The following is a 16,040-nucleotide window of genomic DNA, read 5'->3' on the forward strand; positions in this document are numbered from 1 at the left end:
AGAAAGGAAACGATGACGCTTGACCTGTCGAAACCGGCGACCGCCGGCTACCTGAGCGGATTCGCGAACGAATTCGCGACCGAGGCGCTGCCCGGCGCGCTGCCGCACGGCCGCAACTCGCCGCAGCGCGCGCCGTACGGGCTCTATGCGGAGCAGCTGTCGGGCACCGCGTTTACCGCACCGCGCAGCCACAACCGCCGCTCGTGGCTGTACCGGATCCGGCCGGCGGCCGTGCACCGGCCGTTCGAGCCGTTCACGGGCCCGCAGCGGCTCGTGTCGGAATTCGGCGACTCGGCCGACGTGCCGCCGACGCCGCCGAACCAGCTGCGCTGGGATCCGCTGCCGATGCCGGTCGAGCCGACCGATTTCGTCGAAGGGCTCGTGACGATGGCCGGCAACGGCTCGGCGGCCGCGATGAACGGCTGTGCGATCCACCTGTACGCGGCGAACCGCTCGATGCAGGACCGCTTTTTCTACAGCGCCGACGGCGAGCTGCTGATCGTGCCGCAGCAGGGGCGGCTCTTCATCGCGACCGAATTCGGCCGGCTCGACGTCGAGCCGTTCGAGATCGCGGTGATTCCGCGCGGCGTGCGTTTTTCCGTCGCGCTGCCGGACGGCGATGCGCGCGGCTACATCTGCGAGAACTTCGGCGCGCTGCTGCGCCTGCCGGACCTCGGCCCCATCGGTTCGAACGGCCTCGCGAACCCGCGCGATTTCCTCACGCCGCAGGCCGCGTACGAGGATCGCGAGGGCGCGTTCGAGCTGGTCGCAAAGCTGAACGGGCGCCTGTGGCGCGCGGACATCGGCCATTCGCCGTTCGACGTCGTCGCGTGGCACGGCAACTACGCGCCGTACAAATACGACCTGCGCCTGTTCAATACGATCGGCTCGATCAGCTTCGACCATCCCGATCCGTCGATCTTCCTCGTGCTGCAGTCGCCCAGCGACACGCCGGGCGTCGACACGATCGACTTCGTGATCTTCCCGCCACGCTGGCTCGCGGCCGAGGATACGTTCCGCCCGCCCTGGTTCCACCGCAACGTCGCGAGCGAGTTCATGGGGCTCGTGCACGGCGCGTACGACGCGAAGGCCGAAGGCTTCGTGCCGGGTGGCGCGAGCCTGCACAACTGCATGTCGGGCCACGGGCCGGACGCGGACACGTTCGAGAAGGCGTCGGCGAGCGACACGACGAAGCCGCACAAGGTCGACGCGACGATGGCGTTCATGTTCGAAACCCGCACGCTGATCCGGCCGACGCGCTATGCGCTCGACACCGCGCAGCTGCAGGCCGACTACTTCGAATGCTGGCAAGGCATCAGGAAACACTTCAATCCGGAGCAACGATGAGCGATACCCAAGACTGGCGCGCGACGCTCGACCCGGCTCGCAAGAGCTGGGTCGAGACGGCGAACGATCCCGCCTGCGATTTCCCGATCCAGAACCTGCCGTTCGGGATCTTCAGCGATGCGAAGCAACCGGCGCGCCGCGCAGGCGTCGCGCTCGGCGACCAGATCGTCGACCTCGCCGCGCTCGCGCGTGCGGGCCTCGTGACGCTGCCGGCCGGCGCCGACGTGTTCGCCGCGCCGACGCTCAATGCGTTCATCGCGCTCGGCCGCGATGCGTGGCGCAGCGTGCGCGTGCAGCTGTCGACGCTGTTTTCGCGCGACGACGCGCGACTGCGCGATGACGCCGCGTTGCGCGCGCAAGCGCTCGTCGCGCAGCGCGACGCGACGCTGCACCTGCCGGTCGACATTCCCGGCTACACCGATTTCTATTCGTCGAAGGAGCATGCGACCAACGTCGGCTCGATGTTTCGCGATCCGAAGAATGCGCTGCTGCCGAACTGGTCGGAGATGCCGATCGGCTACAACGGCCGTGCGTCGTCGGTGGTCGTGAGCGGCACGCCGGTGCGGCGCCCGAATGGGCAGCTGAAGCTGCCCGACCAGGAACGTCCGGTGTTCGGCGCGTGCCGCAAGCTCGACATCGAACTGGAGACGGGCTTCATCGTCGGCCGCGGCAATGCGCTCGGCGAGCCGATCGCGTGCGAGGATGCCGAAGCGCACATCTTCGGGATGGTGCTGCTGAACGACTGGAGCGCGCGCGACATCCAGCAGTGGGAATACGTGCCGCTCGGCCCGTTCAACTCGAAGGGCTTCGCGACGACGATCTCGCCCTGGATCGTCACGCTCGACGCGCTCGAACCGTTTCGCGTCGCGCAGCCCGAACAGTCGCCGCAGCCGCTCGCGTATCTGCGGCACGCGGGCAAGCATGCATTCGACATCGCGCTCGAAGTGACGCTGCGCGCCGAAGGTGCGCCCGAAGCGACGTCGATCTGCCGCACCAACTTCAGGCACATGTACTGGACGATGGCGCAGCAGCTCGCGCATCACACGGTCGCAGGCTGCAACACGCGCGTGGGCGACCTGATGGGTTCGGGCACGATCAGCGGGCCGACGAAGGATTCGTTCGGCAGCCTGCTCGAATTGACGTGGAACGGCAAGGAGCCGCTCGCGCTGAACGGCGGCGGCAGCCGCGCGTTCATCGAGGACGGCGACGAGCTCACGCTCGCCGGGTGGTGCCAGGGCGATGGTTATCGCGTCGGCTTCGGCACCTGTGCCGGCAAGATCCTTCCCGCGCGGGGCGCGTGACGGATCGCGGCGCGACACGTAGCGCGTAGTCCGGAAGGACAGGGCGGCCCGCATTAAGTGGGCCGTTTTCGTTTTGTCGGCGGGGTGTGGCGCGTGTGCGCCCGTCAGACCGCGCGCTGCAACGCGGCGCGTCGTTCCCACAGCGCTGCCGCGACGAACGCGGCGACGCAGACGACCAGCACGCCGATCAGCGCGTTGCTGCCGAGTTGCTCCATCAATGCGCCGGCGACCAGCGGACCGCCGAAGCTTGCGGCGCTCCACGACGCCGACACGAGCGAGCTCGCGGTGACGAGCGCCGCGCCGCGAAAGCGTTCGCCGCACGCGACGAGCGACAGCGTGTAGATGCTGCCGGCCGCCGCGCCCAGCACGAACAGCAGCGGCCAGCATAACCACGGGTTCGCGATCACGAACGGCAGCAGCGGCAGGCCTGCGAGCACGATCCAGCCGGCGCCGAGGTGCACGCGTTCGCGGCCGAGCTTGTCCGCGAGCCAGCCGATCGGGAACTGCATCGCGGTGTCGCCGAACAGCATGATCGACGCGAGCAGCACGGCGGTCGCGCTCGCGACGCCGTGATCCATCGCATAGAGCGGCAGCAGCGACAGCGCGAGCGTATCGAACAGAGCGAAGAAGCCCGTGCCGATGATCAGCGCGGGCATGCGCGGCAGCACGGCGAACCAGCTGTCGTGCGCTGCGTGATGTGCGTCGTCGCCGGCGAGCGGCGCGCGCCGGATCGTCGCGAGCGCCGGCAGCGCGAGCAGGAACAGCGCGCCGCACAGCGCGAAGCGGATGCGCGTCGCGCCGGCGATCTGGCTGACGAGCACCGGGCCCGCCATCTGGAACAGCGTGAAATTGGTCGCGTAGATCGCGACCACGCGGCCGCGTGTCGAGTCGTCGGCGAGCTGGTTGACCCATGCCTCGCCGATCGTGAACAGCAGCATCAGCGCCGCGCCGCACAGCACGCGCAGCGCGCCCCACACGATCAGGTTCGACGTGAACTGCATCAGCGCGGTGGCCGCGGCGAGCAGCACGACCGACACGACGATCGCGCGGCGCGCGCCGATGCGCCGTGCGAGTGCGGTGACGAACGGGACGATCGCGAGACCGCCCAGGGCCTGCGCGGCCGTCAGCATGCCGACGACGTTGGTGCCGTGTCCGGCTTCGGTCAAGGCGAGCGCGGTGAGGGGCATCGTGGCGCCGGTGCCGAGACCGACCACCGCGACGCTGAGGATCAGCGCGAGGAAATCACGATTGAGAATGGCTTTCATCGGCCGCGATGCTACACCGTGGCCCCTGAAAGGTCCATGAAGGCCGTCAGGATCGAATGGGGTTGCGTGCGCAACGATCGCGGCGGCGCGCGGGCGCGGACGCGCGCCGTGCCGCCGCGCGTCGCCGCCGCGCACGCGTCATACGTATCCGGTCGGCCCGCTCACCGGGCGGCGTTCGAGCGACGCCGACCACAGCGTGAGCGCGAGTGCGGCGACCGCCATCGCTGCACCGACCCACGGCAGGTTCACGAGCGACACGCCGGATCCGATCGCCATCCCGCCGAGCCAGGCGCCCGTCGCGTTGCCGAGGTTGAACGCGCCCTGGTTCAGCGTCGACGCGAGGTTCGGCGCGTCGCTCGCGCGATCGACGATCAGGATCTGCAGCGGCGGCACGATCGCGAACGCGAGGATGCCCCAGACGAAGATCGTCGCGAGTGCCGCGAACGGCAGGTGCATCGTGCCTGCGAACAGCGCGAGGACGATGCCGATCAGCGCGAGCGTCGCGATCAGCGACGGCATCCGGCGCCAGTCGGCGAGCTTGCCGCCGAGCGTGCCGCCGACGGTCAGGCCGAGACCGAACAGCAGCAGCACGTAGGTGACCTGGCGCGGCGAGAAGCCCGTCACGTCCTCGAGGATCGGCGTGATGTACGTGAACACGCTGAACAGGCTCGCCGACGCGAGCACGCTGATGCCGAGCACCATCAGCACCTGCGGGTGCTTCAGCACGCTGAATTCGCGCGTGATGCTGCTGTCGGGCATCGCGAGGTGCTTCGGCAGGCACACCGCGAGCGCGGCAGCCGCGGCGATGCCGATGCCGGTGACGGCCCAGAACGTCGCGCGCCAGCCGTACGCCTGGCCGAGCGCGGTGCCGAGCGGCACGCCGAGCACGTTCGCGAGCGTGAGGCCGGTGAACATCAGCGCGATCGCCTGCGCGCGGCGGTTCGGCGCGACGAGGTTGCTCGCGACCACCGAGCCGATCCCGAAGAACGCGCCGTGGCAGAACGCCGTGACGACCCGCGCGGCCATCAGCACCGCATAGCCGGGCGCGATCGCGCAGAACAGGTTGCCCGCGATGAACAGCCCGATCAGGCCCATCAGCGCGCGCTTGCGCGGCATCTTCGCGGTGACGATCGCGAGGATTGGCGCGCCGATCGTCACGCCGAGCGCGTAGCCCGACACGAGCATCCCGGCGGCCGGGATCGATACGCCGAGGTCGCGGGCGACGTTGGGCAGCAGCCCCATGATCACGAACTCAGTGGTACCGATTCCAAATGCGGCGACGGCAAGGGCGAAAAGAGGTAATGGCATCGCGGTGGGCTACGGAAAAGGCCGCGGCCCGAGATCGGCGCGGCATGCGCGGAAGGGGCGGGGCGAGGAGATATCAGCCGCGATTCTACTTCAGTGAAAACCCCTATGCTCGGGGTCAAAATGGTTGTTGCCGGCGTGCGACGGGTGACGGCCAGGGTGCGCCCAAAGTGTGGGATTTGGCGGTGCTCAGTGCTCAGTGCTCGGCGCTCGGTGGCGGCGCGGTGGCAAAGCAAAGCAAGGCAAGGCAAGGCAAGGCGAGAGCGAGAGCGAGAGCGAGAGCGAGGCGTAATATCGGGTCGGAGCAAGACCGGCGAAGCGGCCGTTCCGTGCCTCGTGCATCCCGTCAGCGGTCGGACACGGCGCCGGCGGGTGTCGAGCCGGAGCGGTCGTCCGCTGCGGCAACCTCGGGCGACGGCGATGATCCGCCGGTCGCGCCGGATGCTGCGTTGCCATCGGCGACCCCGGCCGCCGACGCATCCCAGCCGTTTTCGAACAGGCACGCCTCGATCGGCATCCGCGCGGCCCACCGCTCTTCCTCGAGCATCGGCTTCGCATAAAACGCGTCGACGTGCCCGACGCACAGCACGGCGATCGGCTTCGCGCCGGCCGGCATGCCGAGCAACGTGCGCAGCGCGTCGACATCGAACAGCGACACCCAGCCCATCCCGAGCCCTTCGGCGCGCGCGGCGAGCCACATGTTCTGGATCGCGCAGGCGGCCGACGCGAGGTCCATCTCCGGCAGCGTGCGGCGGCCGAACACGTGGCGCTCGCGGTCGTCGGTCAGCGCGACGACCAGCAGTTCGCCGCATTCGCGCACGCCTTCGACCTTCAGCCGCATGAATTCGTCCTGCCGCTCGCCGAGCGCGTCGGCGGTCGCGCGGCGCTCGGCCTCGACCAGCGCATGGATCGCGGTGCGCAGCGCGGGATCGGTGATGCGGATGAAGCGCCACGGCTGCATGAAGCCGACGCTCGGCGCGTGATGCGCGGCGCGCAGCAGCCGCGCGAGCGTGGCCGGATCGACGGGCGCCGGCGTGAAGTGGCGCATGTCGCGCCGTTCGAAGATGGCGCGGTAGACCGCGGCAATGGCGGAGTCGTCGAAACGCATGAGCGGCAGAAGCAGGGGGAGGTCGGCGCAACGATAGCAGACGCCGCGCGCGCAGCGTTACATCAGTCGAAATAAATTGACGAATCGTTGATGGATCGCGTGCGCTCAGGCGCTCCGCCAACGCCGTGCGGAACGACGTGGCTCAGCGCCCCGTCGTGACGACGTTGGTCGGCGTGCCGGCGTGCCACGCCTCGATGTTCAGCAGCGTCGTGTGCGCGATCTCGGCGAGCGCCTCGCGCGTGAAGAACGCCTGGTGCGACGTGACGATCACGTTCGGGAACGTCAGCAGGCGCGCGAGCACGTCGTCCTGCAGCGGCAGGTCGGAGTGATCTTCGAAGAAGAGGCCGCTTTCCTCCTCGTAGACATCGAGCCCGAGATGGCCGAGCTGGCCGCTCTTGAGCGCGTCGATCAGCGCCGGCGCATCGACCAGGCCGCCGCGGCCGGTATTGATCAGCATCGCGCCGTGCTTCATCCGCGCGAGCGTCTGCGCGTTGATCAGATGGTGCGTCGACGGCAGCAGCGGGCAGTGCAGGCTGATGATGTCGGCATGGTGCAGCAGTTCGTCCAGCTCGACGTAGCGCGCGCCGTACGCGATCAGCTCCTCGTCGTACGGCGGCATCGAGTGTGCGAGCACATGCATCCCGAAGCCCATCATGATCTTCGCGAACACGCGGCCGATCAGGCCCGTGCCGATCACGCCGACGGTCTTGCCGTGCAGGTCGAAGCCGAGCAGGCCGTTCAGCGAGAAGTCGCCTTCGCGCGTGCGTGCGACCGCGCGCGGCAGCCGGCGGTTGAGCGCGAGGATCAGCGCGACCGCGTGTTCGGCGACCGCATGCGGCGAATATGCGGGCACCCGCACGACCGCGATGCCGAGCCGCTCGGCGGCCGCCAGGTCGACATGGTTGAAGCCGGCCGAGCGCAGCGCGATCAGGCGCGTGCCGCCGTCGGCGAGCCGTTCGAGCACGGCCGCGTCGACGGTGTCGTTGACGAACGGGCAGACGACCTCATAGCCGTGCGCGAGGATCGCGGTTTCCGCGTCGAGGTGCGACGGCTGGAAGTGCAGCCGATAACCGAATGACCGATTGGCGGCGGTGAACGATTCGTCGTCGTACTGCCGGCTGCTGAACAGGATCACGCGCACGCTGCACCTCCGATGGCTGTCGCGTGCAGTTTACTGCAGGCCCGTCTGCCGGCCCGCGACGATCTCGGCGCGATCGGGCGTGTGCAGGAAGCCGTAGCCGGTCCGCTCGCGGGCCGTCTGCGCGCCGAAATGCTCGAGCGCATGCTCGACGAAGCTGCGCGTGCGGGCCGGCACGTACTGGCGGTTCGGGTAGACGAGCGACAGCTGCGCGTCCGGGTCGTCGATCCGGTAAGCGGGCAACAGCCGCACCAGCGTGCCGGTGGCGAGTGCGTCGGCGACGCTCGGCTCGGGCAGTACCGCGATGCCGGACCCGGCGACGGTTGCAGCGTGCACGAGCGCCAGCTGGTTGACCGTGCAGGTCGGGCGCACCGTGACCGAATGCGTGACGCCATCGTGGCCGACCAGCCGCCACGCGGGCGCATGCTGGTGCGGCGCGAGCGCGACCCAGTCGTGGCCCGGCAGGTCGTCGGGTGCGCGCGGCTCGCCGCGCCGTTCGAGATAGGCGGGCGCCGCGCAGGCGACGAACGGGTTCGGCGTGAGCGCGTGGCCGATCAGCGTCGGGTTGCCGTCGAGCCGGTTGCCGGTCACGATGCCGACGTCGTAGCCCGAATCGAGCACGTCGAGCGGCCCCTCGGCGACGGTGAGCTGCACGCGCAATTCGGGGTAGCGGTGCCGGAAACGGCTGACGAGCGGCGTCAGCGCGAGCGGCGACAGCAGGCCCGACGCGACGACGCGCAGCGTGCCGGCCGGCTCGCGCACGGCGTGCGCGACGGATGCCTCGAGATGGTCGAATTCCTCGAGCAGCGCACGGCAGCCGTCGAGGTAGCGCAGGCCGGCCTCGGTCAGCGACAGGTTGCGCGTGGTGCGGTGGATCAACCGCGTGTTCAGGTGAGACTCGAGCATCGCGATCGAGCGCGTGACGAGCGCGTTGGACACGCCTAGATGGTGCGCCGCGCGCCGGAAGCTCTGCTGCTCGGCGACGCAGACGAACACACGCATGGTCTGAATCTGGTTCATGGCTCGCGAATTTCTGGCCCGGTTGATTGATTTTGGTTGGGATTTTTCGTCAAACGACCTGGAAAACCGTCGCGCAACCCCCGGGTCTCGTTCGTCTCGAAAAATCGGTTTTCGATTCTGCAGACGATTGTTCATTACGGAAGCGATATCGTCAACCTGAGAAAAGGGGCGGCTTGCGTAAAATCGAAATCGCGGGTATCGATTTAACGGATCGGCGGCGCTGGCATGCGCCTGGGTTAGTCCGGCGTGTATTCGGAAGGTTCGCCTTGTATTTTAATATTGCTCATATAAATCAATATGTTGATGCGGTCTGGATGCGACGTCGTGCGGTAATGGGTGAAATCGCTCACCAATAGATGCTGCGATAGTGGATGTTTTTGTGCCGGTCTGGTTTTCGTGTGCCGATGCCAGTCGCGCGATTTTTGTCGTGGTGACCGGTATTCCGGTAGATGCATGCGGCATGCTGAACTCGGGCGTCAGGATGCGCGTCTCAATATTGCTGGAGAAAATCGCGGGCATCGACCGTCCGTTGGAACCGTTTCGCATGCGGCCGGCAATGCCGCGGCAATACGAAACCCGGTCGTGCGGCGCGGGCGCGGCCGGCTGGCCCGGTCCGTCGACCGGGCCAGCGTCACGCTGTCCGGGCGCGCGTGCCTCTTGCGCACGGGCGCGGAACGCGGAATGATCGACCAGTTCGCCGTGCCGTGCGGCGAACGACGTCCGAGCGTTTTCTCCGTTCCTCTTTTACCAGCCATGTCCATCGATTACTCGCCGATTCCCTGTCCCGTCGTCGTGCCGCTCGACGCGATCCTGCCCGAAGAACCGCTGCTGATGATGGGGGCCGGCCCGGTCCCGATCCCGGCCGCCGTCGCGAAGGCGAATACGATCGTGATCAACCACCTCGGCGCGACGATGGCGAAGATCATCGAGCAGGTGAAGGAGATGGCGCGCTACGTGTTCCAGACCCGCACGAAGTGGGTGCTCGGCGTCGCCGGCCCCGGTTCCGCCGCGATGGAAATGGCGATCTCGAACCTCGCGTGGCGCGGCACGCGCGTGCTGTCGATCCGCAACGGCTTCTTCAGCGCGCGGATGGCCGAGATGGCCACGCGCGTCGGCGCCGACGTCGCCACGCTTGAAGTGGCCGACCGCTCGGTCGCGAGCCTCGACGAGATCGCGGACGCGATCGCGCGCGAGCGGCCCGAGATCGTCACGATCGTGCAGGGCGAGACGTCGAACACCGTGTGGAACCGCGAGCTGCGCGACATCGCGGCGCTCGCGAAGGCGGCCGGCGCGCTGGTCGTCGTCGACGCGGTGTGCACGTTGTCGACGATGCCGCTCGAGATGGACGCGTGGGGCATCGATGCGGTGATCACGGGCGGCCAGAAGGGGCTGTCGTCGATTCCCGGCGTATCGCTGATCGCGTTCTCGGACGCCGCGTGGGACCGGATGAAGCAGCGTCCGGAACCGAATGCGCACTGGTGCCTCGACATGGCGCTCGCGGAGAACTTCTGGCACAACGCGGGCTACCACTACACGGCGCCGGTGTCGGGCGTGCTCGCGCTGCACGAGGCGCTGCGGCTCGTCTGCGCGGAGACGCTCGAAAGCCGCTTCGCGCGCCACCTGCGCTGCTCGCTCGCGTTGCAGGCGGGCGTCGAGGCGATGGGGCTCGCGCTCTATGCGCCGAAGGACTGCCGGCTCAACTCGGTGGTCGGGATCGAGACGCCCGAAGGGCTGACGCCCGGGATGGTGTGCGGCCATATCTCGAAGCAGTACCAGGTCGAGATCTCGGGCTCGTTCGGGCTGCCGATCGTGCGGATCGGGCAGATGGGCGAACAGTGCCGCGAACACAACCTGTTCCGCACGCTGCACGCGTTCGGCCGCACGATGATCGACCTGAAGGTGCCGGTGGACCTGCCGGCCGGCGTGGCCGCGCTCGAGCAGGAACTGTCGCAGCGGGGCGCGTAAGCGGAGACGGTGATGCGTGCCGGGTGCGCGCTGCGCCAGCCGGCACGTTGAAGGTGCGCGCGGGGCTCAGCCTCCCTGCATCGCGCGCCGGTACGCGTTCGGCGTCGTGCCGTGCGCGTCGCGAAAGCGATGGCTGAAGTGGCCGGCGTTCGCGTAGCCGCATTCGGCCGCGACCTGCGCGAGCGGCAGCGCCGTCGTGCGCAGCAGCAGGCGCGCCCGCGCGAGCCGCTGCTCGGCCACCCACGCGTGCGGCGCGCGGCCGAACGACAGCCGGAACATCCGCGAGAAGTGATATTCGGACAGCGCGGCGACCTCCGCCAGTTCGCCGAGCGTCAGCGGTTGCGACAGGTAGCTGTCGATGTAGTCGCGCACGCGGCGGCGCACGGCCGGCGCGAGTCCGCCGCGGAACGGCACGTCGGTGCGCGTCGTGCTCTGGCCGCGCAGCAGCAGGCTCAATACGTCGTGCGCGGCCTCGTTCACGCGCAGCCGCCCGTCGGCATCGTCCCAGCGCTCCAGCGCGAGCGAACGGAACTGCGCCGCGACGCGCGCATCCTCGAAATAGGTGCGGTCGGCGAGCTTCAGCTCGCGCGGCTCGCGATCGAGTTCGCGGATCGCGCGTTGCGTGAAGTGCTCGGGCAGGAAGTAGAGGTGGATGAAGTGCATCTCGCCGCGCACCCACCAGCGCGATTCATGGTCCCCCGGCAGCGCGCACAGCAGGCTCGGCGCGCCGTAGCGCGGCACGCGTTCGCGCTCCGTCCGGTAGCCGCCGTCGAGATAGCACGACAGCGTGTGGTGGCCCGGTTGTTCGTAGATCGTCTCGCTTTCGTCGGTGATGCGCGTCCATTCGGCGATCGCGAGATGATCGCCGAGCCACGTGAAGCGCTCGAGCGTCGCGTTCGCCTCGGCGAGCGTGCGGCACACCGACTGCAGGCCGAACGGCATCGCACCGCCGGCAAGGGCAGCGGCGTGATCGGCGGGCGGGGCGTACAGGGGCGGACTCATGGTGCGACGAGTATAAGCGCGCGCGCGGCGCGCCGTGCGGCCGCCCGAAAAAGACCGCAATTCCGGACAATCCGCGCGGGCGGGGCGGCGGCACAGTCTGAGTCCGTTTCACTCGTTTCGCTTCGTTGCCGCCATGAACCTGTCGCTTTATTTCGTCACCGTGCTGATCTGGGGCACCACCTGGATCGCGATCAAATGGCAGCTCGGCGCCGTGCCGCCGCCCGTGTCGATCGCGTGGCGCTTCTGGCTCGCGGCCGCCGTGCTGTTCGCGCTGCTGCGCGTGATGCGCCGGCCGGTGCGTCCGCCGCGCGAGGCGTGGCGCTACCTCGTCGCGCAGGGCTTCGCGTTGTTCTGCCTGAATTTCCTGTGCTTCTACTACTCGGAGCAGGTCGTGCCGAGCGGCCTCGTCGCGGTGATCTTCTCGACCGCGCCGCTCTTGAATTCGATCAACGGCCGGCTGTTCATGGGCCGCCCGCTGCGGCCGTCCGCGATTGCCGGCGCGCTGCTCGGGCTGACCGGCATCGCCTGCCTGTTCTGGCAGCAGATGGCCGGCCACCTCGACGATCACGCGACCTGGACGGGCCTCGCGATCGCGTTCGCGGGCACGATGTGCTTCTCGGCCGGCAACCTGCTGTCGAGCCGGATGCAATCGATGGGGCTGCATCCGCTCGCGACCAACGGCTGGGCGATGCTGATCGGCGCGGCGATCCTGACGGTCGGCAGTGCGGTGGCCGGGCTGCCGTTCATGATCGACCCGAGCCCGCGTTATCTCGGCGCGCTCGTCTATCTGGCCGTGCCGGGCTCGGTGATCGGGTTCACCGCGTACCTGACGCTCGTCGGGCGGATCGGGCCGGAGCGCGCCGCGTACTGCACGGTGCTGTTCCCGATCGTCGCGCTGGCCGTGTCGACGGTCTTCGAGGGCTACCAGTGGTCGCCGCTCGCGGTGATCGGGCTGCTGCTCGTGCTGGCCGGCAATCTTGTTGCGTTCGACCTGACGCGCCGGTTGTTCCTGCGCGTGGCTTGACCGGGGCATCAGGCACTCTTGCGCATTCGCGGAGACGGTGCTGCACGACGAAGTCGCCGATCTGGTGCTGGGCGGTTTCCCGCTCGTCACGACCGAGCTCGATCGCTACGTGCTTTCATTCGACGGTGCGCCGTTGGCCGTGGCCGTCCTGCATGGCTTGCCGCTGAAGAACCTTGGCGGCGACGGTGCGTTGTCGACGATCGTGCCGTACGACGTTCCGCAGCAGTGGTCGCTGGCCGTCCACCGGCATCAGCGGCGGGTCGACGGGTTCCTGTACATGTCCCGCCATCTGAACACGTCGGAAGCCCTCGTGCTCTTCGATCGTGCCGAACCCAAGCTCTCGCTCCGGGACGCCGTTCCGTTCCGGCGTCATCCTCAAGCCGTCCGCGTGCTGCGCGACTTCAACGTGTTGCTGCGTTGAACGGCGTTGCGCGCGCGGCAGCACGACTCACGCCGCCGCGCCGCTCCCGGCGAGCCGCGCCTGCCGCTGGTACAGCACCATCGACAGCGCGACGCCGGCCGCCGCGGCCACCGCCGCGAACAGGAACACCTGCGGATAACCGAACGCACCGGCCACATAGCCGGCGAGCGGGCCCGTGATGCCGAGCGACAGGTCGAGAAACACCGAATACGCGGACAGCGCCGCGCCGCGGCTCGCCGGCGGGACGAGCGCCACGGCCTCGACGCCGAGCGCCGGGAAGATCAGCGCGAAGCCGAAGCCGGTCAGCGCGGCGCCGACGAGCGCGACGTGCGGCACGGGAGCGAGCCACAGCAGCAAGAGGCCCGAGCATTCGAACGCGAACGACACGATCGCGACGCGGAAGCCGCCGTGAGTCTTGATCGTGTTCGCGAACAGCAGTCGCGCGCCGATGAACAGCGTGCCGAACACGGTCAGCGACAGCGCGGCGTTCGGCCAATGGCGCGCCGCGTAGTACAGCGTGACGAAGGTCGCGATCGAGCCGAAGCCGGCCGAGCCGAGCGCGAGGCCGAGGCCGTGCGGCAGTACGCGCGTAAACACGCTCGCATACGACATCCGTTCGCCGTGCACGAGCGGCACGGAAGCGATCAGGCGCGCGAGATAGAAGCCGATCGCGGCGAGCGCGATCACGATCACGCCGATCAGCGCCGGATTCAGCGTGTGCGCGATCGCGACGCCGACCGGCGCGCCGAGCGCGAGCGCCCCGTAGGTCGCGATGCCGTTCCACGAGATCACCTTCGCGTTGTGCGCGACGCCGACCCGCCCGATGCCCCACAGGATCGCACCGGTGCCGCACAGGCTCTCGCCGACGCCGAGCACGAGCCGGCTCGCGACCAGCAGCACGAGGCTCGCGACCGGCCAGTGGGCCAGCAGCAGCGCGACGAGCAGCAGCACGCCCGACACGCCGCAGCCGATCAGCCCGCGCAGCACCGTCTGCTTCGGCCCGAGCGTATCGGCGAAGCGCCCGGCGAGCGGGCGCGACGCGAGCGTCGCGAAATACTGGACGCTGATCGCGCCGCCCGCGACGATCGCGGAAAAACCGAGGTCGTCATGGACGAAGCCCGGCAGCACCGCGAGCGGCAGGCCGATGGTCAGATAGCAGATGAACGTGAAACAGACGACGGACACGATTTGCAGCGTGACGGCAAACCCGCTGCGCGGCGGTGTGGCGGAATCGGTTGACATGGGGTCGGATCGAATGGACGAAACGGAGCGGAAAGCGGCGAAAAACGGAATCGGGATTTTCCCATGGAACCGGTTTTCACGCAGGTACCATTTAGTTAATCGCGACCCATTTTCATCATCGGAGAATTGCCGACGGGGCACTGCGGGCAGGCCGGAACCCAGGCCGGGCAAGGCGCCCGACGCCTGCCGGGCGGCCGCGGCGCGCATATCGCGGCAGTTATATGGGCCCCATGCGTGATGGGCTATGGGTTGCGGAATTTGACGGTGATAGCGTGCAAACTGTCAGAGAAACGTCGGTCGAGCGCCCCGCGCAGGCCGCCTTGCCCCCACCGGAAGAACGATAGAGACATGAGTGAGCCGATCCGCTTCTACCATCGTCACGCGGTCCGCGAAGTCAGCGGCGCGGACGTCACCCGCACCGTGCTGCAGTACCTGCGCGAGGATGCGCACTGCACCGGCACCAAGGAAGGCTGCGCGGAAGGCGACTGCGGCGCGTGCACGGTCGTCGTCGGCGAGCTGACCGACACGGGTACGGTCGCGTTCAAGGCCGTCAATGCCTGCATCCAGTTCCTGCCCACGCTCGACGGCAAGGCGCTGTTGACGGTGGAAGACCTGCGCCAGCCGGACGGTTCGCTGCATCCGGTGCAGCAGGCGATGGTCGATTGCCACGGCTCGCAATGCGGGTTCTGCACGCCCGGTTTCGTGATGTCGATGTGGGCGCTGTACGAGAAGCACGGCCATGAAGGCTGCGCCGGCACGTGCGCGAAGGCGAAGGACGTGCCGACGCGCACCGAGATCGCCGATGCGCTCACCGGCAACCTGTGCCGCTGCACCGGCTATCGCCCGATCGTCGATGCGGCCGTGCAGATGTTCGGTGCGCCGGCGCCGACGGCACCGGTCGATACGGCCGCGCTGGCGCGCACGCTCGCGTCGCTCAAGCGTGACGACACGTTCGACTACACGGCGCTCGACGGCGCGCGCTTCGCCGCGCCGCGCACGCTCGACGCGCTGGCCGCGCTGAAGGTCGAGCGCCCGGATGCACGGCTGCTCGCCGGCAGCACCGACATCGGCCTGTGGGTCACCAAGCAGATGCGTCGCCTCGACGACCTGATCTACGTCGGCCAGATCGCTGAACTGCAGCAAATCGTGCACGGCGACGACTGGATCGAGATCGGCGCGGGCGTGACGGTCGAGGACGGCTATGCGGCACTCGCCGGCACGTATCCGGAACTGACCGAAATGTGGAAGCGCTTCGCGTCGCTGCCGATCCGCAACGCGGGGACGATCGGCGGCAACGTCGCGAACGGCTCGCCGATCGGCGACTCGATGCCGGGCCTGATCGCGCTCGGCGCGCGGGTCGTGCTGCGCGGCGGCGACACGGTGCGCGAGCTGCCGCTCGAGGCGCTCTACACGGGCTATCAGCAAAAGGACATGGCGCCGCACGAATTCGTCGTCGGCCTGAAGGTGCCGACCCGCACCGGCGTGCGCGCGAAGCTGCAGTTCCGCACCTACAAGCTGTCGAAGCGCTTCGACTCCGACATTTCGGCGGTGTGCGCGGCGTTCGCGTTCATCGCGGACGGCGAGCTGATCCGCGAGCCGCGCATCGCGTTCGGCGGGATGGCCGCGACGCCGAAGCGCGCGACGCATACGGAGAGCCTGCTCGACGGCGCGCAGTGGCACGAAGCCACCGCGCAGGCCGCGATGCAGGCGCTCGAGCGCGACTACCAGCCGCTCACCGACATGCGTGCGACGAGCGCGTATCGCCTGGATACCGCGAAGAACCTGATGTACCGATTCTGGCTGGAGACGCGCCCGCACGACCCGCTGCCGCCGCAGGCGCTGAACGTGCGTGAAGTGGCCGCCGAAGTTGCCGACGACGTGGCGCGCGTCTGACGAGGGAGA

General features: G+C 68.7%; 14 protein-coding genes. 6 read left to right on the top strand and 8 right to left on the bottom strand.

What is annotated here, in order from left to right:
* The first annotated feature begins 12 nt into the window (after positions 1-12).
* Together hmgA and fahA are read left to right on the top strand one after the other, a co-directional pair.
* A complete protein-coding gene (gene hmgA, locus DIE16_RS24595; protein WP_044844108.1) occupies positions 13-1,347 on the top strand; it encodes a homogentisate 1,2-dioxygenase in 1,335 nt (444 codons plus the stop codon).
* The gene (gene fahA, locus DIE16_RS24600; protein ID WP_124488714.1) at positions 1,344-2,648 is read left to right on the top strand and encodes a fumarylacetoacetase; all 1,305 of its coding nucleotides are present in this window, start codon (positions 1,344-1,346) and stop codon (positions 2,646-2,648) included. The genes hmgA and fahA overlap by 4 nt, the downstream gene beginning before the upstream one ends.
* A 104-nt stretch (positions 2,649-2,752) precedes the next feature.
* Here the strand turns inward: fahA and DIE16_RS24605 are convergent, their stop codons facing one another.
* The 6 genes from DIE16_RS24605 to DIE16_RS24630 all read right to left on the bottom strand — a co-directional run bounded on the left by DIE16_RS24605 (position 2,753) and on the right by DIE16_RS24630 (position 9,003).
* The gene (locus DIE16_RS24605) at positions 2,753-3,913 is read right to left on the bottom strand and encodes an MFS transporter (RefSeq protein WP_124488715.1); all 1,161 of its coding nucleotides are present in this window, start codon (positions 3,911-3,913) and stop codon (positions 2,753-2,755) included.
* 138 nt (positions 3,914-4,051) lie between these two features.
* Positions 4,052-5,221, bottom strand: coding sequence for an MFS transporter (locus DIE16_RS24610; protein ID WP_124488716.1), 1,170 nt, complete (start codon positions 5,219-5,221; stop codon positions 4,052-4,054).
* A 343-nt stretch (positions 5,222-5,564) separates the two neighbouring features.
* The gene (bluB, locus tag DIE16_RS24615; RefSeq protein ID WP_124893573.1) at positions 5,565-6,326 is read right to left on the bottom strand and encodes a 5,6-dimethylbenzimidazole synthase; all 762 of its coding nucleotides are present in this window, start codon (positions 6,324-6,326) and stop codon (positions 5,565-5,567) included.
* Positions 6,327-6,468: 142 nt separating this feature from the next.
* The gene (locus tag DIE16_RS24620) at positions 6,469-7,467 is read right to left on the bottom strand and encodes a 2-hydroxyacid dehydrogenase (protein ID WP_124522820.1); all 999 of its coding nucleotides are present in this window, start codon (positions 7,465-7,467) and stop codon (positions 6,469-6,471) included.
* 30 nt (positions 7,468-7,497) lie between these two features.
* Positions 7,498-8,484, bottom strand: coding sequence for a LysR family transcriptional regulator (locus DIE16_RS24625; protein ID WP_124893574.1), 987 nt, complete (start codon positions 8,482-8,484; stop codon positions 7,498-7,500).
* A 273-nt stretch (positions 8,485-8,757) separates the two neighbouring features.
* A complete protein-coding gene (locus DIE16_RS24630; protein ID WP_124893575.1) occupies positions 8,758-9,003 on the bottom strand; it encodes a hypothetical protein in 246 nt (81 codons plus the stop codon).
* A 234-nt stretch (positions 9,004-9,237) separates the two neighbouring features.
* Here DIE16_RS24630 and DIE16_RS24635 point away from each other — a divergent pair, with 234 nt between their 5' ends.
* Positions 9,238-10,449 (top strand): alanine--glyoxylate aminotransferase family protein, encoded by a 1,212-nt coding sequence (locus DIE16_RS24635; protein ID WP_124488721.1) that lies wholly within the window; start codon positions 9,238-9,240, stop codon positions 10,447-10,449.
* 66 nt (positions 10,450-10,515) lie between these two features.
* On the opposite strand, the gene DIE16_RS24640 is transcribed toward DIE16_RS24635, so the two are convergent.
* Positions 10,516-11,451, bottom strand: a complete 936-nt coding sequence (locus DIE16_RS24640) for an AraC family transcriptional regulator (protein WP_124522823.1) — start codon at positions 11,449-11,451, stop codon at positions 10,516-10,518.
* A 133-nt stretch (positions 11,452-11,584) separates the two neighbouring features.
* On the opposite strand from DIE16_RS24640, the gene DIE16_RS24645 reads away from it, so the two are divergent.
* Both DIE16_RS24645 and DIE16_RS24650 read left to right on the top strand, forming a co-directional pair.
* The gene (locus DIE16_RS24645) at positions 11,585-12,475 is read left to right on the top strand and encodes a DMT family transporter (protein ID WP_124488722.1); all 891 of its coding nucleotides are present in this window, start codon (positions 11,585-11,587) and stop codon (positions 12,473-12,475) included.
* A 7-nt stretch (positions 12,476-12,482) separates the two neighbouring features.
* Positions 12,483-12,896 carry an RES family NAD+ phosphorylase gene (locus tag DIE16_RS24650; RefSeq protein WP_260434441.1) on the top strand — a complete coding sequence of 138 codons (414 nt, stop codon included), beginning with the start codon at positions 12,483-12,485 and terminating at the stop codon, positions 12,894-12,896.
* A 27-nt stretch (positions 12,897-12,923) separates the two neighbouring features.
* Here the strand turns inward: DIE16_RS24650 and DIE16_RS24655 are convergent, their stop codons facing one another.
* Complete coding sequence (locus tag DIE16_RS24655; RefSeq protein WP_044844119.1) at positions 12,924-14,138, bottom strand: MFS transporter; 1,215 nt, start codon at positions 14,136-14,138, stop codon at positions 12,924-12,926.
* A gap of 348 nt (positions 14,139-14,486) precedes the next feature.
* Here DIE16_RS24655 and xdhA point away from each other — a divergent pair, with 348 nt between their 5' ends.
* The gene (gene xdhA, locus DIE16_RS24660; RefSeq protein ID WP_124893576.1) at positions 14,487-16,031 is read left to right on the top strand and encodes a xanthine dehydrogenase small subunit; all 1,545 of its coding nucleotides are present in this window, start codon (positions 14,487-14,489) and stop codon (positions 16,029-16,031) included.
* Positions 16,032-16,040 lie beyond the last annotated feature (9 nt).

Origin of the sequence: Burkholderia sp. Bp9090, from assembly GCF_003857985.1 — a bacterium.
In the GTDB taxonomy this organism is placed as follows: Bacteria; Pseudomonadota; Gammaproteobacteria; order Burkholderiales; family Burkholderiaceae; genus Burkholderia.